Source organism: Helicobacter pylori, from assembly GCF_014496485.1.
Taxonomy (GTDB): domain Bacteria; phylum Campylobacterota; class Campylobacteria; order Campylobacterales; family Helicobacteraceae; genus Helicobacter; species Helicobacter pylori_DD.
On record NZ_JACTAX010000003.1, the window covers coordinates 22,200 to 44,056 of the forward strand.

21 protein-coding genes and 2 pseudogenes are annotated in these 21,857 nt (G+C 39.0%); 19 read left to right on the plus strand and 4 right to left on the minus strand.

Annotation, left to right across the window (positions count from 1 at the left end):
• The first annotated feature begins 113 nt into the window (after nucleotides 1-113).
• A complete protein-coding gene (locus IC572_RS02150) occupies nucleotides 114-992 on the plus strand; it encodes a twin-arginine translocation signal domain-containing protein (RefSeq protein ID WP_187854913.1) in 879 nt (292 codons plus the stop codon).
• An 84-nt stretch (nucleotides 993-1,076) separates the two neighbouring features.
• Complete coding sequence (locus tag IC572_RS02155; protein WP_001206518.1) at nucleotides 1,077-1,292, plus strand: hypothetical protein; 216 nt, start codon at nucleotides 1,077-1,079, stop codon at nucleotides 1,290-1,292.
• Between the two features lie 52 nt (nucleotides 1,293-1,344).
• Here IC572_RS02155 and IC572_RS02160 read toward each other — a convergent pair whose 3' ends face one another.
• Entirely contained in the window at nucleotides 1,345-1,674 is a 330-nt protein-coding gene (locus IC572_RS02160; protein ID WP_187854914.1) for a zinc ribbon domain-containing protein YjdM, read from the minus strand.
• A gap of 190 nt (nucleotides 1,675-1,864) precedes the next feature.
• On the opposite strand from IC572_RS02160, the pseudogene cdh reads away from it, so the two are divergent.
• The 15 genes and pseudogenes from cdh to gmhA all read left to right on the plus strand — a co-directional run bounded on the left by cdh (nucleotide 1,865) and on the right by gmhA (nucleotide 15,210).
• A pseudogene (gene cdh / locus IC572_RS02165) lies at nucleotides 1,865-2,758 on the plus strand (CDP-diacylglycerol diphosphatase).
• 174 nt (nucleotides 2,759-2,932) lie between these two features.
• Nucleotides 2,933-5,089, plus strand: coding sequence for a flagellar hook protein FlgE (gene flgE / locus IC572_RS02170; protein ID WP_000946402.1), 2,157 nt, complete (start codon nucleotides 2,933-2,935; stop codon nucleotides 5,087-5,089).
• A 58-nt stretch (nucleotides 5,090-5,147) separates the two neighbouring features.
• Nucleotides 5,148-5,501 carry a hydrogenase/urease nickel incorporation protein HypA gene (hypA, locus tag IC572_RS02175; protein WP_000545287.1) on the plus strand — a complete coding sequence of 118 codons (354 nt, stop codon included), beginning with the start codon at nucleotides 5,148-5,150 and terminating at the stop codon, nucleotides 5,499-5,501.
• 6 nt (nucleotides 5,502-5,507) lie between these two features.
• The gene (gene mua, locus IC572_RS02180) at nucleotides 5,508-5,969 is read left to right on the plus strand and encodes a nickel-binding protein Mua (RefSeq protein WP_187854915.1); all 462 of its coding nucleotides are present in this window, start codon (nucleotides 5,508-5,510) and stop codon (nucleotides 5,967-5,969) included.
• Nucleotides 5,969-7,051 (plus strand): lipid-A-disaccharide synthase, encoded by a 1,083-nt coding sequence (gene lpxB / locus IC572_RS02185; RefSeq protein WP_187854916.1) that lies wholly within the window; start codon nucleotides 5,969-5,971, stop codon nucleotides 7,049-7,051. Before mua ends, lpxB begins: the two co-directional genes overlap by 1 nt.
• 40 nt (nucleotides 7,052-7,091) lie before the next feature.
• Nucleotides 7,092-7,586: a transcription elongation factor GreA gene (gene greA, locus IC572_RS02190; protein ID WP_001031343.1), complete on the plus strand. Its 495-nt coding sequence runs from the start codon at nucleotides 7,092-7,094 to the stop codon at nucleotides 7,584-7,586.
• Nucleotides 7,576-8,013, plus strand: a complete 438-nt coding sequence (gene dut, locus IC572_RS02195; RefSeq protein WP_000694141.1) for a dUTP diphosphatase — start codon at nucleotides 7,576-7,578, stop codon at nucleotides 8,011-8,013. The genes greA and dut overlap by 11 nt, the downstream gene beginning before the upstream one ends.
• Nucleotides 8,010-8,666, plus strand: a complete 657-nt coding sequence (locus IC572_RS02200; protein WP_187854917.1) for a hypothetical protein — start codon at nucleotides 8,010-8,012, stop codon at nucleotides 8,664-8,666. Before dut ends, IC572_RS02200 begins: the two co-directional genes overlap by 4 nt.
• Nucleotides 8,667-8,670: 4 nt before the next feature.
• Entirely contained in the window at nucleotides 8,671-10,338 is a 1,668-nt protein-coding gene (pgbB, locus tag IC572_RS02205; protein WP_187854918.1) for a plasminogen-binding protein PgbB, read from the plus strand.
• 4 nt (nucleotides 10,339-10,342) lie between these two features.
• A complete protein-coding gene (locus tag IC572_RS02210) occupies nucleotides 10,343-11,014 on the plus strand; it encodes a type III pantothenate kinase (protein WP_187854919.1) in 672 nt (223 codons plus the stop codon).
• Nucleotides 11,005-11,745, plus strand: a complete 741-nt coding sequence (locus tag IC572_RS02215) for a sulfite exporter TauE/SafE family protein (protein WP_187854920.1) — start codon at nucleotides 11,005-11,007, stop codon at nucleotides 11,743-11,745. The genes IC572_RS02210 and IC572_RS02215 overlap by 10 nt, the downstream gene beginning before the upstream one ends.
• The gene (gmhB, locus tag IC572_RS02220) at nucleotides 11,735-12,256 is read left to right on the plus strand and encodes a D-glycero-beta-D-manno-heptose 1,7-bisphosphate 7-phosphatase (protein WP_187854921.1); all 522 of its coding nucleotides are present in this window, start codon (nucleotides 11,735-11,737) and stop codon (nucleotides 12,254-12,256) included. The genes IC572_RS02215 and gmhB overlap by 11 nt, the downstream gene beginning before the upstream one ends.
• Nucleotides 12,257-12,264: 8 nt before the next feature.
• Nucleotides 12,265-13,257: an ADP-glyceromanno-heptose 6-epimerase gene (gene rfaD / locus IC572_RS02225; protein WP_187854922.1), complete on the plus strand. Its 993-nt coding sequence runs from the start codon at nucleotides 12,265-12,267 to the stop codon at nucleotides 13,255-13,257.
• Nucleotides 13,254-14,639, plus strand: coding sequence for a D-glycero-beta-D-manno-heptose-7-phosphate kinase (gene rfaE1 / locus IC572_RS02230; RefSeq protein ID WP_187854923.1), 1,386 nt, complete (start codon nucleotides 13,254-13,256; stop codon nucleotides 14,637-14,639). Before rfaD ends, rfaE1 begins: the two co-directional genes overlap by 4 nt.
• Nucleotides 14,632-15,210, plus strand: coding sequence for a D-sedoheptulose 7-phosphate isomerase (gmhA, locus tag IC572_RS02235; RefSeq protein ID WP_187854924.1), 579 nt, complete (start codon nucleotides 14,632-14,634; stop codon nucleotides 15,208-15,210). Before rfaE1 ends, gmhA begins: the two co-directional genes overlap by 8 nt.
• A gap of 2 nt (nucleotides 15,211-15,212) precedes the next feature.
• On the opposite strand, the pseudogene IC572_RS02240 reads toward gmhA, so the two are convergent.
• From IC572_RS02240 to IC572_RS02250, 3 genes and pseudogenes are all read right to left on the minus strand, one after another.
• Nucleotides 15,213-16,252: pseudogene (locus IC572_RS02240) on the minus strand (hypothetical protein).
• A gap of 9 nt (nucleotides 16,253-16,261) precedes the next feature.
• On the minus strand, nucleotides 16,262-17,809 hold the full coding sequence (gene patA / locus IC572_RS02245) for an MBOAT family peptidoglycan O-acetyltransferase PatA (RefSeq protein ID WP_187854925.1): 1,548 nt from the start codon (nucleotides 17,807-17,809) through the stop codon (nucleotides 16,262-16,264).
• A gap of 183 nt (nucleotides 17,810-17,992) precedes the next feature.
• Nucleotides 17,993-18,970, minus strand: coding sequence for a GMP reductase (locus tag IC572_RS02250; protein WP_187854926.1), 978 nt, complete (start codon nucleotides 18,968-18,970; stop codon nucleotides 17,993-17,995).
• Nucleotides 18,971-19,171: 201 nt separating this feature from the next.
• Between IC572_RS02250 and IC572_RS02255 the strand changes: the two genes are divergently transcribed.
• Together IC572_RS02255 and IC572_RS02260 are read left to right on the plus strand one after the other, a co-directional pair.
• Nucleotides 19,172-20,773 (plus strand): ABC-F family ATP-binding cassette domain-containing protein, encoded by a 1,602-nt coding sequence (locus IC572_RS02255; RefSeq protein WP_187854927.1) that lies wholly within the window; start codon nucleotides 19,172-19,174, stop codon nucleotides 20,771-20,773.
• Nucleotides 20,770-21,729, plus strand: a complete 960-nt coding sequence (locus tag IC572_RS02260; protein WP_187854928.1) for a COG2958 family protein — start codon at nucleotides 20,770-20,772, stop codon at nucleotides 21,727-21,729. The genes IC572_RS02255 and IC572_RS02260 overlap by 4 nt, the downstream gene beginning before the upstream one ends.
• Nucleotides 21,730-21,857: the final 128 nt, after the last annotated feature.

Here is a 21,857-nt window from a genome sequence, read left to right on the forward strand (position 1 = left end):
AACGCTTTGTCTTTCAAAATTTAGGTTTTTGGATACTCATCAATCCTTTGGTGGTGTGTCCTACTTTTTCATTCATTCAACGAATTTAAAAATTACAATAAAGAGTTATAGTTATGAAACGAAGGGATTTTATTAAAACGACTGCTTTAGGTGCTACAGGTGTTGTTTTGGGAGCACAGATTTTGCAGGCAGAAGAAAGCAAAGGGAGTGTTGCAAAAAAATATAAAATAGAGGCTGAGTACAGCATTGATTTTGATTCTGCAGAACACACTTCACTTTTCATTCCCATGCCAAGTGTTGTAGCGAGCAATGTGCATTTACAAGGCAACCATGCTAGCTATGAAAGCATGCTTAATTTTGGAGTGCCTTATTTGCAAGTGGATTTTTTAAAAAGCGCTCAAAAAAAGCAAGTCCATTTGTCTTATGAGATCGCTAGCTATCAATTGAATGAGCGTTTGTTTGAAACGAGCGATTTTGTAGCAATGGGGCGTTATGAAAGAGACGATGCGAGCGTGGCTAACATTGCCAACCAGCTCAAGGGAACAACCCCTAAAGAAAGCGTCCGTAACTTTTATGCGTTCATCAAGCATGACATGCCTAAGAGACAGAAGGCTTTAGAGGGTAAAGAAAATTTGCCTAAGCGTGAGAGTTTGCCTTGGTTTGCAACCATTTCACAAGAGAGCATGTTTGTGTCCTTATGCCATGCGTGTGGGATTAAAAGCGCTGAAGTGCAAGGCTTGAAACTGGGTCAAAATAGCGTGGTGAAAAACGCCCCTAGAGTAGAAGTGTATTTGAAAGATTCATTTCTAGCGTTTGATTTTCAAAATAACCACAAGGAAGTCTTTATCCCGTTGAATCGTCATAAAGACATGCAGTTAGATTCTGCCTTATTGGCGACTTTTGGCGATGCTTTTGCCCTTGTGGATGGTAGGGATTTAGGCAATTACGAGAGCAAACTTTTTGAAAAAAGAGTGTCCTATACGATTGTCTAAAGGCATGAGATTTAGGAATATTCCTTGATAGCGGGCTTTCCTTTTTAGGGAGAGTTTGCAAAAAGGGTTTAAAGGGTTGTCTTTATGCGAGAATTTTTTAAGAAACTTGGCACAGAATACGCTTCCAAGCTGTTTTTAATTTATTGGCTTAGGTGGATGTTGAGCGCGTTGGTGATGCTGCCTTTTATGGAGGTTTTTTATTATTTCAATTTTCCGTTGTGGCTCAATCTTTTCTTGGGACAAACCATTGGAGCGGTGATTTTTTTCAAGCTAGACAAGTTGATTTTTTCTAAAAAATGATTTTTACAAGCTCAAAAAGCCACTAAGCTTTTTCTTAAGCTTTTGTATTTTCCTAAGCTTTTTTGAGGAATTCAGATTTTAAAGACAAACTCTGCCCTTCTATTTTACAATCCACATTGTGATCGTTATTGACAAGTTTGATGTTTTTGATTTTAGTGCCTTTTTTAAGCACTAAAGATGAGCCTTTAACCTTTAAATCCTTAATGAGAATGACTGAGTCCCCATTTTGTAAAAGATTATTGTGGCAATCTTTAACGATCAATTCTTCATCATTAGATTCATTTTCATTCCACTCATACAAACAGCTAGGGCAAACCAGTTGCGTGCCATCATGGTAGGTGTAAGCGTCGTTGCATTTAGGGCATGGGGGTAAATCTTGCATGATAATTATCCTTATTGTGGTATTAGTGCGATGATATTACCTAAATCAAGGTTATAAAACGCTTTATTTTGATAAGTATCAACCCCCTAAGATCGCATGGTGAAAAATTATTGCCTGCTTAGTGCAAGCTATTTAATTTTTTAAAAAAATCTTTTAGCTTTTTTAATGTTATCAATTTAAGTTTTTCTCGTTGGTATTCAAAAAGCTCTTTTTAAAATAGGTTACTAAATGTTACTAATAAGTTAAAATTCGTTAAAATAATCATAATGATTAAAGATTTTAACCGCTATTGTAGAAAAATAACAAGAGAGTTTGCAAAAACTCCCATTAAAAACAAGGAGCAAAAAAGATGAAAAAAGCGGGCTTTCTTTTTTTAGCGGTGGTAGCTATCGCTGTTATGAGTTTAAACGCTAAAGATCCAAATGTGTTGCGTAAGATTGTTTTTGAGAAATGTTTGCCCAATTATGAGAAAAATCAAAATCCTTCGCCATGCATAGAAGTCAAACCCGATGCCGGCTATGTGGTTTTAAAAGATATTAACGGCCCGTTGCAATATTTGTTGATGCCAACGACTCACATTAGCGGTATTGAAAGCCCTTTGTTGCTTGATCCTTCTACGCCTAACTTTTTTTATTTATCATGGCAAGCGCGTGATTTTATGAGTAAAAAATACGGCAAACCCATTCCTGATAGCGCAATTTCTTTGACGATCAACTCTAAAAAAGGGCGATCGCAAAACCATTTTCATATCCATATCTCTTGCATTAGCCTTGATGCGCGCAAACAGCTAGATAATCATCTAAAAAAAATCAACAGCCGTTGGTCGCCATTACCGGGCGGCTTGAATGGGCATAAATACTTGGCGCGTCGGGTAACAGAGAGCGAATTGGCGCAAAAAAGCCCGTTTGTCATGCTTAATAAAGAAGTGCCTAATGCACACAAACGCATGGGGGACTATGGCTTGGCGGTTGTGCAACAGAGCGATAACTCCTTTGTCTTATTAGCGACACAATTTAACCCATTGACTTTAAATCGCGCTTCAGCCGAAGAGATTCAAGATCATGAATGCGCGATTTTGCGTTAAGTAAAAAGCGTTATGGGGGTAGTGTTACAAAACTCCCTATTTTCTTATGAATTTGACCGATCTTTTTGATTAACAAGACTTTAAAATCCGCAACCAATCATTCTAAAAAGCTATTTAGGAACAACTTTTGCTTTATTTTGCATAGATTGAATTTCTTTAAATTAAAGGATAACCATGCTTAGGTCTTTATGGTCTGGTGTCAATGGGATGCAAGCCCACCAAATCGCTTTGGATATTGAGAGTAACAATATTGCGAACGTGAATACCACTGGGTTTAAATATTCTAGGGCTTCTTTTGTGGATATGCTCTCTCAAGTCAAACTCATCGCTACTGCGCCCTATAAAAACGGGTTGGCAGGGCAGAATGACTTTTCTGTGGGGCTTGGGGTAGGCGTGGATGCGACGACTAAAATCTTTTCACAAGGCAATATCCAAAACACAGATGTCAAAACCGATCTAGCGATTCAAGGCGATGGCTTTTTTATTATTAGCCCTGATAGGGGGATCACGCGCAATTTCACTAGAGATGGGGAATTCCTTTTTGACTCGCAAGGGAGTTTGGTTACCACCGGCGGGCTTGTGGTGCAAGGGTGGGTGAGAAACGGGAGCGATACCGGCAATAAAGGGAGCGATACAGACGCTTTAAAAGTGGATAACACAGGCCCTTTAGAAAACATCAGAATTGATCCAGGAATGGTGATGCCAGCCAGAGCGAGTAACCGCATTTCTATGAGGGCGAATTTAAACGCTGGAAGGCATGCGGATCAAACAGCGGCGATATTCGCTTTGGATTCTTCAGCCAAAACCCCTTCAGATGGCATTAATCCGGTGTATGATTCAGGCACGAATCTTGCTCAAGTCGCCGAAGACATGGGATCTTTATACAATGAAGATGGCGACGCTCTTTTATTGAATGAAAACCAAGGAATTTGGGTGAGCTATAAGAGCGCAAAAATGGTCAAAGACATCCTCCCTTCTGCAGAAAACAGCACGCTTGAGTTGAATGGGGTTAAGATTTCTTTCACGAACGATTCAGCGGTGAGCCGGACTTCAAGCTTAGTGGCGGCTAAAAATGCGATCAATGCAGTCAAAAGCCAAACAGGGATTGAAGCTTATTTGGACGGCAAGCAATTGCGTTTGGAAAACACCAATGAATTAGACGGCGATGAAAAGCTTAAAAACATTGTGGTTACTCAAGCCGGAACCGGGGCGTTCGCTAACTTTTTAGATGGCGATAAAGATGTAACGGCTTTCAAATACAGCTACACACATTCTATTAGCCCTAATGCGGATATTGGGCAGTTTAGGACCACTGAAGATTTGCGCGCCTTAATCCAGCATGACGCTAATATCGTTAAAGATCCTAGTTTAGCGGACAATTACCAGGACTCAGCGGCTTCTATAGGGGTTACAATCAACCAATACGGCATGTTTGAAATCAATAATAAAGACAATAAAAATGTCATTAAAGAAAATCTCAATATCTTTGTGAGCGGGTATTCTTCAGACAGCGTAACGAACAATGTTTTGTTTAAAAACGCCATGAAAGGGCTTAATACCGCTTCTTTAATTGAAGGGGGAGCGTCAGCGAGCAGTTCTAAATTCACCCACGCTACCCATGCGACAAGCATTGATGTGATAGACAGCTTAGGCACCAAACACGCCATGCGCATTGAGTTTTATAGGAGTGGGGGAGCGGAATGGAATTTTAGAGTGATCGTGCCTGAGCCTGGGGAATTAGTAGGGGGGTCAGCGGCTAGGCCTAATGTGTTTGAGGGAGGCCGTTTGCATTTTAATAACGACGGATCGCTTGCAGGCATGAACCCGCCTCTTTTGCAATTTGATCCTAAAAATGGCGCTGATGCCCCCCAACGCATCAATTTAGCCTTTGGTTCCTCAGGGAGTTTTGACGGATTGACAAGCGTGGATAAGATTTCTGAAACTTATGCGATTGAGCAAAACGGCTATCAGGCGGGCGATTTGATGGATGTCCGCTTTGATTCAGACGGGGTGCTTTTAGGAGCGTTCAGTAATGGCAGGACTTTAGCGCTCGCTCAAGTGGCTTTAGCGAATTTCGCTAACGATGCGGGCTTACAGGCTTTGGGTGGGAATGTCTTTTCTCAAACCGGAAACTCTGGGCAAGCCTTAATCGGCGCGGCTAATACGGGGCGTAGGGGTTCAATTTCAGGATCTAAACTGGAGTCTAGTAATGTGGATTTGAGCCGGAGTTTAACGAATTTGATTGTGGTTCAAAGGGGGTTTCAAGCGAACTCTAAAGCGGTAACCACATCCGATCAAATCCTTAACACCCTATTGAATCTCAAGCAATAAACCAAAGGATTACTCTAATACAATATAATAGGGGCTAATTTAAAGATTAAGGTTTAGTATGCATGAATACTCGGTCGTTTCTTCTTTAATCGCTCTTTGCGAAGAGCATGCGAAGAAGAATCAAGCCCATAAGATTGAAAGAGTCGTGGTCGGTATTGGTGAAAGAAGCGCTATGGATAAGAGCTTGTTCGTGAGCGCGTTTGAGACTTTTAGAGAAGAATCTTTGGTGTGTAAGGACGCTGTTTTAGACATTGTGGATGAAAAGGTTGAATTGGAATGTAAGGATTGTTCGCATGTTTTTAAGCCTAACGCATTAGATTATGGGGTGTGTGAGAAATGCCACAGCAAGAATGTCATTATCACTCAAGGCAATGAAATGCGTTTGTTGTCTTTAGAAATGTTAGCGGAATAAAAATCGATGCAAGAAGAATTGAACGCTTACCAGCAAGAAATTGAAGACACTAGAGAGGTTTTAAAAAAAATCCGTTTGGAATTGAAGCAAGTCCAAGAAATCTTGCGTAAGAAAAAGAGCGTTTTAAAAGGTTTGAAACAAGAAAACTATCAAAAAAAATCAGAAAAAGAAAACTCCCGCTTAAACAAAGAAACGCAAAATACAGGAGAAGAATGGATTTTCCCTAAAGCCCTTGAAGAAGTGGAGGTTTTCACTAGTGATAATCAGGTTATCATGGCAAAACCAAGCAAGCGCGTGTTTGATGAAGGGATTTACTTGCAATACCGCAGCGTTTTGCGCGAAAACAGGCTTTTAAAAAACCATCTTTCTAAAAAAGATTTTGAAAATTCGTTGCTCAAAATTGAATTAAGGGATTTGCATAAAGAAATCAAGCTCTATCAAGCCCAAAACCTTTTGAAAGACAAATAATGCCCACGATTTTAGTGAGCGCTTTAGAAGCGAGCTCTAATATTCATTTAGAGGAGTTACGGCGCAATTTGCCCAAAGATTATCGTTTCATTGGAGTGTTTGAAAGCAAAGAGGCGCTCTATAGCCCTAGGGAATTTTCTGTCATGGGTTTTAGAGATGTGATAGGCCGTTTGGGGTTTTTACTCAAAGCCCATAAAGAAATGGTCCAATTGGCCAAACAAGCGGATATGGTGCTTTTAATGGATTCTTCTTCTTTCAATATCCCCCTAGCCAAAAAAATCAAAAAACAAGATCCGCATAAAAAAATCATGTATTATATTTTACCGCAAGTTTGGGCATGGAAAAAATGGCGCGCTAAAAGCCTTGAAAAATACTGCGACTTTTTGGGGGCGATTTTGCCTTTTGAAGTGGGCTATTACCAAAAAAAAGCCCAATATGTGGGACACCCTTTATTAGATGAAATTAAATATTATAAAAAAGATATTAAGGGCGAAACTCTGGTGTTTATGCCAGGAAGCCGAAAAAGCGAAATCGCTAAAATGTTCCCTTTGTTTGTCAAAGTGGCTCAAATTTTAGAACAAAACGAAGGGTTTAAAAGGCGTGTGTTAGTGGTGCCGAGTTTCTTTAAGGGGTTGGATTTGAAAGCTCTTTATGGGGAAGACATTCAATTATTTGAAATTTCTTATGATGCACATAAAAGTTTATTTGAAGCGGAGTTTGCGTTCATTTGCAGCGGCACAGCGACTTTAGAGGCCACTTTGATTGGCACGCCTTTTGTGTTAGCGTATAGGGCTAAAACGATGGATTTTTTGATCGCTAGAATGTTGGTCAATTTGCATTATATAGGTTTAGCGAATATTTTTTATAACGCCTTAAATGATGAAACTCCAGGGCTTGGGGAGAGCCAATTGCACCCGGAATTGATCCAGCATTTTTTGAGTGTAGAGGGTTTGTTAAAAGCGTATAAAGAAATGGACAGAGAGCGCTATTTTAAAGAAAGTTTGAGATTAAGGGAATATTTAAAACATGGGAGCGCGAGAAAAATCGCTAATGAAATGGCTTTTTTGCTGAATTTAACTTAATTTTTACTATAATCTCTACTGAATAAGCTTAGGAGATTAAATGAATAAAGAACCTATGAGTATGCATGGATACAATAAGATTTGTGCGGAATTAAAGCAATTAAAAGAGGTGGAACGGCCTAATATTGTGAAAGAAATTGATATTGCTAGAGGGCATGGGGACTTGAAAGAAAACGCTGAATACCATGCCGCTAAGGAAAAACAACGCTTCATTGAAGCGAGGATCGTGGATTTAAGCGAAATTGTCGCTAACGCTCAAGTGATTGATCCGAGCGTTTTGGCTCATAATAAAGTGAGTTTTGGGAGCACGATTAAAATCCTTAATTTAGACAACGATAAAGAGTTTTCTTACACGATAGTAGGGAGCGTGGAGAGCGATCCGGCTAAAGGGTTGATCTCTTTTGGTTCGCCGATCGCTAAGAGTTTGATCGGTAAGAGCAAGGGCGATGCGGTGAGCATTCAATTACCCAATGGCGAGAGCGATTTTGAAATTTTAGACATTTATTATAAAGAGATTTGTTTTGATGAAAATTAAAATCCAAAAAATCCACCCAAACGCCCTTATCCCTGAATACCAAACCGAAGGCTCTTCAGGCTTTGATTTGCACGCTGTAGAAGAAGTAGTGATCAAACCTCATGGCGTAGGGTTGGTAAGGATTGGGATTTGTTTGTCTTTAGAAGTGGGGTATGAATTGCAGGTGCGCACCCGTAGCGGCTTGGCTTTGAATCATCAGGTGATGGTGTTAAATTCCCCTGGCACGGTGGATAATGATTATAGGGGCGAAATTAAGGTGATTTTAGCGAATTTGAGCGATAAAGATTTTAAAGTCCAGGTAGGGGATAGGATCGCTCAAGGGGTGGTTCAAAAAACTTATAAAGCCGAATTTATAGAATGCGAGCAATTAGATGAAACTTCAAGGGGGAGCGGGGGGTTTGGCAGCACGGGAGTGAGCAAGGCATGAGTATTAAGGAAAATTTAGAGCAGGTTAAAAGCGAATTTAAAAGCGATGAAAAGCTTTTAGAGGGGGCGTTTAGATTAGAAAAATTTTTCAAACGCTACAAATGGGTGTTATTGTTTATTATCGTGGCTTTTATCGCTTATTTAGGGGATACAAAATTACAAGATTATAAACGCGAGCAAACTAAAGAGCGGATCACTCAAATTTATAACGAAGTTCTAGAGAGTCCTAATAATATAGCTTTGCAAAAAAGATTGAAAGAAGTCGCCCCAGAGTTGTATGACTTGTATCAATTCGCTAGAGCGAGCGAAAGAAACGATGCGAACGCGTTTAAAAAGCTTTCGCAATCTTCTAATGAAATCGTTAAAATTTTCGCACAATATTCTTACGCATCGCTCTCTAGAGATAAAAACTTGCTTGAAAAAAGCCCCATTCTTAAAGAAATGAGTGCTTTACAAGAAGTGAATTTGTTGTATGGAGAAAATTCTAAAGACGCGATCAAAAAAGCGCATCAAATTTTATCCACTATCCCTCTAAGTTCTTCACTCTATGCTATAATTTCTGTTTTAAAACACTATGGAATATCAGAAGAAATTCAGCAAAACCTTTCCAAACCAACCAATCTAAAAAAAGAAACCATTCAAGGGACGCATTGATTTGATGAATAAACCATTTTTAATCTTACTCATAGCCCTAATTGCTTTTAGCGGCTGTAACATGAGAAAATATTTCAAACCCGCTAAACACCAAGTTAAAGGCGAAGCGTATTTCCCTAACCATTTGCAAGAAAGTATCGTTTCATCTAATCGTTATGGAGCCATTTTGAAAAATGGAGCGGTTATAGGCGATAAAGGTTTAACGCAGCTAAGAATCGGTAAGAACTTCAATTACGAAAGCAGTTTTTTAAATGAGAGTCAAGGGTTTTTCATCCTTGCACAAGATTGTTTGAACAAGATTGATAAAAAAACAAGCAAAAACAAGGTGGCTAAGACTGAAGAAACGGAATTGAAATTAAAGGGCGTTGAAGCGGAAGTCCAAGATAAAGTCTGTCATCAAGTGGAATTGATTAGCAATAACCCTAACGCCAGCCAACAATCTATCGTTATTCCTTTGGAGACTTTTGCTTTGAGCGCGAGCGTTAAAGGGAATTTTTTAGCGGTGGTGTTAGCGGACAATTCAGCGAATTTATACGACATCACTTCTCAAAAATTGCTTTTTAGCGAGAAAGGTTCCCCAAGCACCACGATCAATTCTTTAATGGCGATGCCTATTTTTATGGATACGGTCGTGGTGTTCCCCATGCTAGATGGGCGCTTGTTAGTCGTGGATTATGTGCATGGAAACCCTACGCCTATTAGAAACATTGTTATCAGCAGCGATAAGTTTTTTAACAATATCACCTACCTTATTGTAGATGGCAATAACATGATCGCTTCTACAGGGAAAAGGATACTCTCAGTCGTGAGCGGTCAAGAGTTCAACTATGATGGGGATATTGTGGATTTGCTCTATGATAAGGGGACTTTATACGTGCTCACGCTAGATGGGCAGATTTTGCAAATGGATAAGAGTTTGAGGGAATTAAACAGCGTGAAACTGCCCTTTGCTTCGCTCAATACCATTGTATTAAACCATAATAAATTGTATTCTTTAGAAAAACGTGGGTATGTGATAGAGGTGGATTTGAATGATTTTGATTCGTATAATGTCTATAAAACGCCGTCTATAGGCAGTTTTAAGTTTTTTTCATCTAATCGTTTGGATAAAGGGGTGTTTTATGATAAAAATCGGGTGTATTACGATCGCTACTATTTAGATTATAACGATTTTAAACCAAAACTTTATCCCGTTGTAGAAAAACCGGCATCTAAAAAATCTCAAAAAGGCGAAAAAGGGAACGCTCCTATTTATTTGCAAGAAAGGCATAAAGCTAAAGAAAAGCCTTTAGAAGAAAACAAAGTTAAGCCAAGAAATAGCGGGTTTGAAGAAGAAGAAGTTAAAACCAGAAGGCCTGAGCCTATTAACAATCAAAATAACGCTATCCAAAAAGGCATGAAAGAAAATCAAGAAAATAGAAACGCTCCTGCTTCAAAAGAGAGTAACGAAAAAGACGCAGAAAACGCTCCTACTTCAAAAGAGGATAACGCTAAAAAAGAAGTGCTAAAACCAAGCTCTAAAGAAGAAAAACGCCGCTTGAAAGAAGAAAAGAAAAAAGCCAAAGCCGAACAAAGAGCGAGGGAATTTGAACAAAGAGCGAGAGAGCATCAAGAAAGAGATGAAAAAGAGCTTGAAGAAAGAAGAAAAGCTTTAGAAATGAATAAGAAGTAGGCCTATGCCAGCTAGGCAATCTTTTAAAGATTTGAAAAACCTAATTTTATGCGATATAGGCAACACGCGTATCCATTTCGCGCAAAATTATCAGCTCTTTTCAAGCGCTAAAGAAGATTTAAAGCGTTTGGGTATTCAAAAGGAAATTTTTTACATTAGCGTGAATGAAGAAAATGAAAAAGCCCTTTTAAATTGTTACCCTAACGCTAAAAATATTGCAGGGTTTTTTCATTTAGAAACCGACTATGTAGGGCTTGGGATAGACCGGCAAATGGCGTGTTTGGCGGTAAATAATGGCGTGGTGGTGGATGCGGGGAGCGCGATTACGATTGATTTAATTAAAGAGGGCAAGCATTTGGGAGGGTGTATTTTACCCGGTTTAGCCCAATATATTCATGCGTATAAAAAAAGCGCTAAAATTTTAGAGCAACCTTTCAAAGCATTAGATTCTTTAGAAGTTTTACCTAAAAACACCAGAGACGCTGTGAATTACGGCATGGTTTTGAGCGTCATTGCTTGTATCCAGCATTTAGCCAAAGATCAAAAAATCTATCTTTGTGGGGGCGATGCGAAGTATTTGAGTGCGTTTTTACCTCATTCTGTTTGCAAGGAGCGCTTGGTTTTTGACGGGATGGAAATCGCTCTTAAAAAAGCAGGGATACTAGAATGCAAATGATGCACAATTTGAGTTTTTTGGGCATGTTTTTAGCCGCTTTGAGCATGTCTTTAGGGCATTGTGTGGGCATGTGTGGGGGGATTGTGAGCGCGTTCAGTCAAATAAGATTTTCTAAAGTTACAAGCTTTTCTTACCAGCTCACTTGCCATGCCCTTTATAATGTAGGAAGGATCAGCACCTACATGCTCTTAGGGGCTATAACGGCAGGTTTAGGGCGTAGTCTTAGCGTGAACATGGGTTTTAGGGGCGTTTTATTGATGAGCATGGGGATTATTTTAATCCTTTTAGCGCTCTTGGGATCTAAAGCGGAAAAATTAAGCTTTCAAATCCCTTTCATCTCTTTTTTGATGAAAAAAACCTTGCAATCTCAAAACATTCTAGGGCTGTATTTTTTAGGCGTGTTGAATGGGTTTTTACCTTGCATGATGGTGTATTCGTTTTTAGCGAGCGTGATTCTCAGTCATAGCGCGTTTATGGGAGCGATGCTAGGCCTTTCTTTTGGGCTTGGCACTAGCGTGCCGTTGTTTTTAATGGGGATTTTTTTAAGCAAAATTTCCGTTTCTTACAGGAAATTTTTCAATCTTTTGTCTAAAGGTTTAATGGGGGTTTTTGGGCTTTATGTCTTTTATATGGGGATCATGCTCATTAACCACAAAATGCCTCATGTTATGCATCATCAAAACAGCACCACTCAGCATGATCATAAAGGAATGCATTCGCATGACCACTAACAAAGCCCTTTTTTTGGACAGAGACGGCATTATCAATATTGATAAAGGCTATGTGAGTCAAAAAGAAGATTTTGAGTTTCAAAAAGGGATTTTTGAATTGCTAAAGCATGCGAAATCTTTAGGCTACAAACTGCTTTTAATCACCAACCAATCTGGGATCAACCGGGGCTATTACACCCTTAAAGATTTTGAAAATCTCACTGAATACCTCCAAGAAAGCTTGCTTAAAGAATTAGGTTTTAATCTGGATGGCATCTATTTTTGCAGGCACGCCCCAGAAGAAAATTGCACTTGCAGGAAGCCAAAACCCTCTTTGATTTTGCAAGCCGCTAAAGAGCATCAAATTTGCTTGGAGCAATCTTTTATGATAGGCGATAAGGAGAGCGACATGTTAGCCGGCTTGAACGCTAAAGTTAAAAATAACCTTTTATTGAGTGCAAATTTTTTAAAAACTTCTCATTCTTGGATACAATGTAAAGATCTTAAAGAGATGATGGAACTAATCAAATAAGGATAAGAATGCGTTATATTGATGATGGATTAGAAAATCAAACGATTTTAATCACCGGTGGGGCTGGCTTTGTAGGCAGTAATTTGGCCTTTTATTTTCAAGAGAACCACCCTAAAGCTAAAGTAATCATTTTGGATAAATTCCGCAGTAACACGCTTTTCAGTAATAACCGCCCGAGTTCTTTAGGGCATTTTAAGAATTTGATCGGTTTTAAGGGTGAAGTGATTGTAGCTGATATTAATAACCCCTTAGATTTAAGGCATTTAGAAAAGTTGCATTTTGATTATTTGTTCCACCAAGCGGCTGTTTCTGATACGACCATGCTGGATCAAGAATTAGTGATGAAGACCAACTATCAGGCTTTTTTAAACCTTTCAGAAATCGCTCGATCAAAAAAAGCTAAAGTGATTTACGCTTCTTCAGCGGGCGTTTATGGCAACACCAAAGCCCCCAATGTGGTAGGCTCAAACGAAAGCCCTGAAAATGTTTATGGCTTTTCCAAGCTTTGCATGGACGAATTTATTCTTTCGCATTCAAGCGATAACATTCAAGTGGGCTTAAGGTATTTTAATGTCTATGGGCCTAGGGAATTTTATAAAGAAAAAACCGCCTCTATGATCTTACAGCTCGCCTTAGGCGCGATGGCGTTTAAGGAAGTCAAGCTTTTTGAATTTGGCGAGCAATTAAGGGATTTTGTCTATATTGAAGATGTGATCCAAGCGAATGTGAAAGCGATGAAGGCTCAAAAAAGCGGGGTTTATAATGTGGGCTATTCGCAAGCCAGAAGTTATAATGAAATCGTTAGCATTTTAAAAGAGCATTTAGGGGATTTTAAAGTGAGCTATATTAAAAACCCTTACGCTTTTTTCCAAAAGCACACCCAAGCGCACATTGAACCTACTATTTTGGATTTGGATTACACCCCTTTATACGATTTAGAAAGTGGCATTAAAGATTATTTGCCCCATATCCATGCGATTTTTAAAGGACAACACGCATGAAAAAAATCCTAGTCGTAGGCGATCTAATCGCTGATTATTATTTGTGGGGGAAGAGCGAACGCCTTTCTCCTGAAGCCCCTGCGCCTGTTTTAGAAGTCAAAAAAGAGAGCAAGAATTTAGGCGGAGCGGCCAATGTGGCTAATAATCTTATCTCTTTAAAAGCTAAAGTCTTTTTATGTGGGGTAGTGGGCGATGATTTAGAAGGCAAGCATTTCATTAGCGCTTTAAAAACAAGAGGGATTGACACTTCAGGCGTCTTAATAGATAAAACCCGTTGCACCACGCTTAAGACGCGCATTATCGCGCAAAACCAGCAAATCGCGCGCGTGGATAAGGAAATCAAAGACCCCTTAAACGCTGATTTAAGAAAAAAACTTTTAGATTTTTTCACAGAAAAGATCCAAGAAATAGATGGCGTGATCCTTTCAGATTACAATAAGGGCGTGTTGGATTTTGAACTCACTCAAAAAATGATCGCTCTAGCCAACCAACACCACAAGCTCATTTTATGCGACCCTAAAGGGAAAGATTATAGCAAATATTCCCATGCGAGTTTGATCACGCCTAATCGCGCTGAATTAGAGCATGCGCTCCATTTGAAATTAGACAGCCATGCGAATTTATCAAAAGCGCTCCAAATCTTAAAAGAAACTTATCAAATCGCTATGCCTTTAGTAACTTTGAGCGAACAAGGCATCGCTTTTTTAGAAAAAGGCGAGCTAGTCAATTGCCCCACTATCGCTAAAGAAGTTTATGATGTAACGGGGGCAGGCGATACGGTGATAGCGTCTTTAACGCTTTCTTTATTAGAATCAAAAAGCCTGAAAGATGCTTGCGAGTTTGCCAATGCGGCTGCGGCGGTGGTGGTGGGTAAAATGGGGAGCGCGTTAGCGAGTTTAGAAGAAATCGCTTTGATTTTAAACCAAACGCACCCTAAAATCCTCCCTTTAGAAAAGCTGTTAGAAACTTTAGATCAGCAAAAAATCGTTTTCACCAATGGCTGTTTTGATCTCCTCCATAAAGGGCATGCGAGTTATTTGCAAAAGGCTAAAGCTTTAGGGGATATTCTCATTGTTGGGTTAAATAGCGATAATTCCGTTAAAAGGCTTAAGGGGGATAAACGCCCCATAGTGAGCGAAAAAGACAGAGCGTTTCTTTTAGCGAGTCTGTCTTGCGTGGATTATGTCGTGGTGTTTGAAGAAGACACGCCAATCAAATTAATTCAAGCCCTAAGGCCTGATATTTTAGTCAAGGGAGCGGACTATCTCAATAAAGAAATCATAGGGAGCGAGTTTGCTAAAGAAACCCGCTTGATGGAGTTTGAAGAAGGTTATTCCACAAGCGCTATCATAGAAAAAATTAAAAGGACATGCAATGATTGATGGTTTAATTAAAAAAGAATTTTTAGCCCATAAGGAAGCGTTAGAAAAAAGTTTAGAAAGTTTGCAAGAAGCGTTAAAACAAAGCGTTTATCTTTTGATAGAAACTTTAGAAAATCAAGGGAAAATCCTTATTTGCGGTAACGGGGGGAGCGCGAGCGATGCGCAGCATTTTGCCGCTGAATTGACCGGGCGCTATAAACTAGAAAGGAAAGGCTTGAGTGCAATAAGTTTAAGCACCGATACCTCAGCCCTTACCGCCATTGCGAACGATTATGGTTATGAAGAAGTGTTTGCCAGACAAGTGGAAGCGTTGGGGGTAAAAAACGATGTTTTGATAGGGATTTCTACAAGCGGTAATTCCAAAAATGTCCTAAAAGCTTATGAAAAAGCCAAAGATTTAGGGATGAAAACGCTTAGTTTAGCGGGGCGTGATGGGGGGAAAATGAAGCCTTTAAGCGATATGGCTTTGGTTGTCCCTAGCGATGATACCCCACGAATCCAAGAAATGCACATTCTTATGATCCATATCTTATGCGATTGCATTGAAAGGCATTTCGCTCGTAAAAATTAGCCCTAATTTTGAATTTCTTTAGGGATTTGATAGTTTTCTATCGTTTGGATGAGTTTTTGCTTGAATGAATCAATGTTATTGGGAGTGAGTAATGCCCTATATCCTTATAGTGTTTTATCTCTCTAGCTAATGGCATGGTGCGTAGGTCATGGATTTCTGCATTAGGGTATTTTAAAAGCGCTTTTAAGGCGTTGTGGATGGTGTTTAGATTGCGTGTTAAAATGGTATGGTTATAAACCTTATATTTTAAAAGCGAGTCCGTTCTTGTCCATAAAATAAAATGTTTATCGCTGTGTTTTTGAATAAAATCCCCTAGCTGTTTGGTGATTTTATAAGCATTTTCTTCATCTATGGCTAATTGATTAGGATTTTTTAACGCTGATAAATAGGATCTTTTCACATTATCCAGCGTATAGTCATAGGGGTTATTATGACCAAACATGAAATTATAATCATAACGATTTAAAACGCTATTGCAAAAATCATATAATTGGAACCAAGAATTGAATTTGCAAAAAGATTTTTCTTTAATTTTGAGGTAATCTTTAGAAAAGTAGAACAATGCGTTTTTAAAGACTCTAAAGTTGTATGAATACACAAAACCTCCAGTAAAATAGGGGTATTCAAAAAAGTATTTGGATTCCTTGTTCAAAATAAATTCAAAAAAAGCCAAATCCATGGCAACGGTATTGACTGGTTGGTGCTTGAAAGCAAAAGGAAGCAATGATAATATTTCTCCAATATTCATACCAGAGACGGTGAGTTTGATGGGTTTTTCCAACCCTAATAAGTTATGAATATCTTTAAGGCTAAAATTCAAACTGATGCTTGTTCCTATTAACAAGCTGTTATAAGGGTAATGCTTGATCACTCCTTCAAAATGCGATAAATTCGCCCCAACTCTTTCATGCCAATCAATGGGGTATTTTGCTTTCCTGAAATACTCAAAAGGATCGATTAGATAATTAAACAATCCAACACCTATAAGAAGAGAGAGACAAAAAGAAACAATGATTAAAGTCTGTTTTTTATAAAACTCCATGCTAGTGTCCTAAAAATTAAAATACAAAAATACCGATTGAGAACTGGCAAAAATAAATAAAAAACCTACAGAGAGCAACAAACAAGCGCTTGTCGTTTTAATCCAATCCATTTGATTGGATTGGTATAAATGGGAACTATTTTTTAAACAAAAAGAGATGATTACCATCAAAACACACATTTTAAATGTGGGGGATGCATACATCATGGTGTGCATGATCATGTTATCATTGACACGATTTAAAAACTCTGATGCCTCTTGTGAAAGATGGCAAAGCGAAACGCCATTCAAACCAACCATCCCCTTTAAAACCTTCAAAGCGCTTTCTAAATTTTTGGCTCTAAAAAACACCCATGCAAGATTGATGAAATTAAAAGTGATGAGCCATGCTAAAATCTTTGGCATAGTGAAATGAAATTTTATAGCGGTATGAGAATACGCTCTATGAACGCTCAAAGCAATCCCATGCAATAGCCCCCAAATGATAAAAGTCCAACCAGCCCCATGCCAAAACCCCCCAATCAAAAACACTAAAATTAAATTCCTATACACGATTAATTCTTTCACCCTATTACCCCCTAAAGGGATATACAAATACTCTTTTAAGAAGCGGCTTAAAGTGATATGCCACCTCCTCCAAAAATCTTGGATATTCAAAGCCTTATAGGGGCTATTGAAATTGATAGGGAGTTTGATATTAAAAAAGAGGGCAATGCCTATAGCCATATCGCAATAACCGCTAAAATCAAAATACAGCTGGAACGAATAAGATAAAGACGCCATCCATGCTTGAATAAAACTCAAGCTGGTCGCCTTATCAAATCCAAAATCAGCAAAATGAGCGGTATTATCCGCAATCACGACCTTTTTAAACAAACCGATAGAAAAGATAAACAAGCCTAAAGCGATATTTCTGTAATTCAAAAATTGATTGTTTTTATCTTTAAATTGAGGCATCATCTCACTATGATGCACAATGGGTCCTGCAATGAGTTGAGGGAAGAAACTCACAAATAAAGCGTAATCTAAAAAATGCGAAAATGAAAAAAATGAAGTAGAGGGATTTAATAAAATAGGAGCGTTTTCACTCTCTCTCTCTCTCTCTCTCTCGTTTTGGGCTGCATGCGTTTGATTTTGCTTGTAAGTGTCCATCAAGTAAGCGATTTGTTGCAAAGTGAAAAAGCTGATCGCTAAAGGCAAGATTAAATGCAAGGTTTCAAAATGGCTCTTCAATATCAGATTGAAATTGGTTAAGAAAAAATCAGTGTATTTGAAAAATCCTAAAAGTGAAACATTAGCGATCAAGCCCAAAATAAGCCATAATCTTTTATAGGCATTTGGCTGGGTGATTTTCAAAGCCACAAAATAATTAAAAATAATAGAGCCAACCAATAAGGGCAAATACTTCACATTCCAAAAAGCATAAAAAAACAAACTAGCCAATACGAGCCATAGTTTAGGGAACAGGGGATTTTTAGCATAAGCTTGCAAGATAAAATACCCTAAAAAGACAACAGGCAAAAAAGCAAAGATGAATAACGGCGTGTTGAATAACAAACAAAAACCCTTAAGATTGAGATGATGGAAGCTAGCATTATATAAAAAAAAAATGATCCAACAAGATGCGATGAAAATAAAGAAAGGATCAAAAAACAACAAAAACCCAAGTCAAAGCAAATCGCTTGAAAAAGAGGTTGAAAACCCTTTTTTCTGTCTTTTGCTTTCGTTTTATCAATCTTTTTAGATTGTGTCCCCATTGAAAATTGAATTTTTCACAATCACATAATCCACTTTTCGAATCGCTTCAAGGTCTCTCCCGCCTGCATAGGAGATTGAAGATTGCAAATCTTGATGCATTTCAATCAGCGTGTCTTTTAACGAGCCTTTATGTTGGATCCAAATTTTCTTACCTTCAACATTTTTCCTTTCACCTTTTTGGAACTCTGATGCCGAACCGAAATATTCTTTGTATGCGATACCATTTTCTATTTTTGTTTCTCCAGATGATTCTTCATGCCCTGCAAAAAGCGAGCCAATCATTACCATTGTCGCGCCAAAGCGTATGGATTTTGCGATATCGCCATGCGTGCGAATGCCGCCATCTGCAATAATGGGCTTTCTTGCTGCTTTAGCGCACCACCTAAGAGCCGCTAGTTGCCAACCACCCGTGCCAAAGCCTGTTTTGATTTTAGTGATACACACTTTCCCAGGCCCGATGCCAACTTTTGTAGCGTCAGCACCGGCGTTCTCTAATTCACGGACTGCTTCTGGCGTGCCCACATTCCCGGCAATCACAAAAGTTTCGGGAAAACGCGTTTTGATGCGTTGGATCATTTCAATGACAGAATTTGAATGGCCATGCGCAATATCGATTGTGATATAGTCTGGCGTTAATCCTTGCTTGGCTAACTCTTCTATCAAAAGATATTCTTCCTTTTTCACCCCAACGCTGATGGAACTGATCCATTGGCGTTCTTTCATTTTTTTGACAAACGGGATTCTTGCCGATCCATTAAAGCGGTGCATGATGTAGAAATAGCCATTTTCTGCTAGGAATTCTGCGATCGATTCGTTGATGATTGTTTGCATGTTGGCCGGGACTATGGGCATTTTAAACGCGTGTTTGCCTAGAATAACGGTCGTATCGCACTCTGAACGGCTATTCACGATGCATTTATTAGGAATGAGTTGGACATCTTCGTAATCAAACACTTTCAATGACATGATCCTTTTTTGCTTTAAAACATTATTTTTACCTTAAATTGAATAAAAAATCAAGAGGAAATGATATAGGCTCGATCAAATTTTGGGCGTCAAAGGCCTTATGAATAACCGTAATGAGCAAGGGTTACAATATTGCAAAGAAAACGCTACAATAAACTTTCTATAATCTAATCCCAAAAATAAGGAAATCATAAGATGCTGCAAACCATCAACTTAACGCAACGCTATGCGACTAAAAAATTGTTTGAAAACGTGAATATCAAGCTGGATAAAAACAAGCGCTACGGGCTGGTTGGGGCTAATGGGGCAGGAAAGTCCACTTTTTTAAAGATTTTAAGCAAGAGCATTGATTGCAGTAGTGGGGAAGTCATCATCACAAGCGGGATGAGAATGGGGGTTTTAGGGCAGGATCAATACGCTTTTGAAGATTTGAGCCTTAAAGATGCGGTTTTGATAGGCAATAAGCGTTTGTATGACGCTATCAAAGAAAAAGAGCGCTTATACACCGAAGGCGATTTGAGCGATGATAAAGTGAATGCGAGATTAGGGGAGTTAGAAACCATTTGCGTGGAAGAAGATCCCATGTATGAATGCGAAGTGGTGATTGAAAAAATCTTAGAAGATTTAGGCATTCCTAGCTCTAGGCACAATGATTTGATGAAAACCTTGCCAAGCAGCGATAAATTTAAAATCCTTCTCGCTCAAGTCTTATTCCCTAAACCGGATATTTTGCTTTTAGATGAGCCGACTAACAACCTGGATTTAAACGCCATTGAATGGTTAGAAAACAACCTCAAACGCCATGAAGGCACGATGGTAGTCATTAGCCATGACAGGCATTTTTTAAATGCGGTATGCACGCATATTTTGGATTTGGATTTCCACAGCGTGCGCGAATTTAGCGGGAATTATGACGATTGGTATATCGCTTCTACTCTGATCGCTAAACAGCAAGAGGCCGAACGCAATAAAAAACTCAAAGAAAAAGAAGAGCTAGAAAAATTCATCGCTCGTTTTAGCGCTAACGCTTCTAAAGCCAAGCAAGCCACCAGCCGCCAAAAACAACTGGATAAATTAGACATTCAAAGTTTAGCGGTATCTAGCAGGAGGGATCCTAGCATTATCTTTAAACCCAAACGCACCATTGGTAATGAAGCTTTAGAATGCGAAAACATCTCTAAAAGTTATGACGACCAAATTATCTTAAATCAAGTGAGCTTGAAAGTGATGCCTAAAGACAAGATCGCCCTCATAGGGCCAAACGGCGTGGGTAAATCCACGCTTTGTAAAATTTTAGTAGAAGAGTTAAAGCCGGATAAGGGCGTGGTGAAATGGGGAGCGACGGTTTCAAGAGGGTATTTTCCTCAAAACGTGAGCGAAGAAATTAGTGGGGAAGAGACCTTGTATCAATGGCTTTTCAATTTCAATAAAAAGATTGAAAGCGCAGAGGTGAGGAACGCTTTAGGGAGGATGCTTTTTAATGGCGAAGAGCAAGAAAAATGCGTGAACGCTTTAAGCGGGGGCGAAAAACACCGAATGGTTTTATCCAAGCTCATGCTAGAGGGGGGGAATTTCTTAGTCTTAGATGAGCCAACCAACCACCTGGATTTAGAAGCCATTATCGCTTTGGGCGAAGCGCTCTTTAAATTTGATGGGGCAGTGATTTGCATAAGCCACGACAGAGAGCTCATTGATGCGTATGCTAACCGGATTATTGAATTAGTCCCAAGCCCTAAAGGCGCTTCAATCATTGATTTTAAAGGCAGTTATGAAGAGTATTTGGCGAGCAAAAAATGAAACCACGAGACATTGAAATCATTCAAAGCGTTTTAGAAGCGATTAAAGAGCCTATTAAGGTTACTGAGATTTATCATAAAGCCCAAGAGCTTTTTGAAAAAGGCGAGATTACAAAAATGTTTGATTGTGGGGGCGAAACCCCACACCAGAGCGTTAGTTCTTATATTTATACAGCCTTAAACAAGGGCGAAGAACTGCCTTTTAAAAAAGTGCAAGAAAAACCAACCTTAATCGCTTTAAAAAGTGCGATGAATGAGCCGGTTTTGAATACTCAAAAGCCAAGTGCTCCAAGCGTTAAAATCGTGCATAATAAAATCGCGCATGAAAGAGATTTGCACCCCTTTTTAAATTACATGGCTTTTTATAATGAAAATTTGAAATGCTACACGAAAACCATTTTTCACGAAGAGAGTGTGAAATCGCCAAAGGGCATGGACAGGTGGCTTTATCCGGACATGGTGGGGGTTAGGTTTTTGCACGCTGAATTGTCTAATGAAAATTTAATCGCTTTTTCTAAGAAATTTGACACTTTGCCCGTTAAACTGGTGAGCTTTGAATTGAAAAAAGAAATCAGCGTGCATAATTGCAGGGAATGTTATTTTCAAGCGATTTCTAACAGCTCGTGGGCTAATGAGGGGTATTTAGTGGGCCGTCATATTGATACGCATAATCCCCAACTCATGGATTTATTGAAGCGTTTGCATGCGAGTTTTGGGATTGGCGTGATTGATTTGAGAACTGATGAGGATAAAAGCGCTATTTTATTGAACGCTAAATACAAAGAAAAGATTGATTACACCGTGGCTTTGGAGCTTAGCGGCAAAAATGAAAAATTCAGCGGTTTTTTAAAGAGCGTTGTGGATTATGACCCGGCTCACTCATACCGCTATAAAGATGAATTTGATGAGGTTAAAAAGAAAGAGGAGTTATACCCCAACCCATCACTTTCTTTTTAAAAAACGAGATTTTAAAAACGCTTCAAGCGTTTTTGTAAAAAATAACAAAGAGCTTGATTTTAATCAAGCGATAGCTTATTGAAAAAGCGGTCTTGGGGGTTAGGGGGTTTCTTAAGGGGGTTAAGGGG

Excerpts from the sequence above, each read along its gene's own strand:
- mua (WP_187854915.1), top strand. The coding sequence starts at position 5,508 with ATGCAAGAAGAATTGAACGCTTACCAGCAAGAAATTGAAGACACTAGA.
- IC572_RS02160 (WP_187854914.1), bottom strand. The coding sequence starts at position 1,674 with ATGCAAGATTTACCCCCATGCCCTAAATGCAACGACGCTTACACCTAC.
- rfaD (WP_187854922.1), top strand. The coding sequence starts at position 12,265 with ATGCGTTATATTGATGATGGATTAGAAAATCAAACGATTTTAATCACC.
- IC572_RS02150 (WP_187854913.1), top strand. The coding sequence starts at position 114 with ATGAAACGAAGGGATTTTATTAAAACGACTGCTTTAGGTGCTACAGGT.
- IC572_RS02215 (WP_187854920.1), top strand. The coding sequence starts at position 11,005 with ATGCAAATGATGCACAATTTGAGTTTTTTGGGCATGTTTTTAGCCGCT.
- gmhA (WP_187854924.1), top strand. The coding sequence starts at position 14,632 with ATGATTGATGGTTTAATTAAAAAAGAATTTTTAGCCCATAAGGAAGCG.
- greA (WP_001031343.1), top strand. The coding sequence starts at position 7,092 with ATGAATAAAGAACCTATGAGTATGCATGGATACAATAAGATTTGTGCG.
- lpxB (WP_187854916.1), top strand. The coding sequence starts at position 5,969 with ATGCCCACGATTTTAGTGAGCGCTTTAGAAGCGAGCTCTAATATTCAT.
- IC572_RS02260 (WP_187854928.1), top strand. The coding sequence starts at position 20,770 with ATGAAACCACGAGACATTGAAATCATTCAAAGCGTTTTAGAAGCGATT.
- dut (WP_000694141.1), top strand. The coding sequence starts at position 7,576 with ATGAAAATTAAAATCCAAAAAATCCACCCAAACGCCCTTATCCCTGAA.
- IC572_RS02200 (WP_187854917.1), top strand. The coding sequence starts at position 8,010 with ATGAGTATTAAGGAAAATTTAGAGCAGGTTAAAAGCGAATTTAAAAGC.
- hypA (WP_000545287.1), top strand. The coding sequence starts at position 5,148 with ATGCATGAATACTCGGTCGTTTCTTCTTTAATCGCTCTTTGCGAAGAG.
- IC572_RS02210 (WP_187854919.1), top strand. The coding sequence starts at position 10,343 with ATGCCAGCTAGGCAATCTTTTAAAGATTTGAAAAACCTAATTTTATGC.
- rfaE1 (WP_187854923.1), top strand. The coding sequence starts at position 13,254 with ATGAAAAAAATCCTAGTCGTAGGCGATCTAATCGCTGATTATTATTTG.
- flgE (WP_000946402.1), top strand. The coding sequence starts at position 2,933 with ATGCTTAGGTCTTTATGGTCTGGTGTCAATGGGATGCAAGCCCACCAA.
- IC572_RS02255 (WP_187854927.1), top strand. The coding sequence starts at position 19,172 with ATGCTGCAAACCATCAACTTAACGCAACGCTATGCGACTAAAAAATTG.
- pgbB (WP_187854918.1), top strand. The coding sequence starts at position 8,671 with ATGAATAAACCATTTTTAATCTTACTCATAGCCCTAATTGCTTTTAGC.
- IC572_RS02155 (WP_001206518.1), top strand. The coding sequence starts at position 1,077 with ATGCGAGAATTTTTTAAGAAACTTGGCACAGAATACGCTTCCAAGCTG.
- gmhB (WP_187854921.1), top strand. The coding sequence starts at position 11,735 with ATGACCACTAACAAAGCCCTTTTTTTGGACAGAGACGGCATTATCAAT.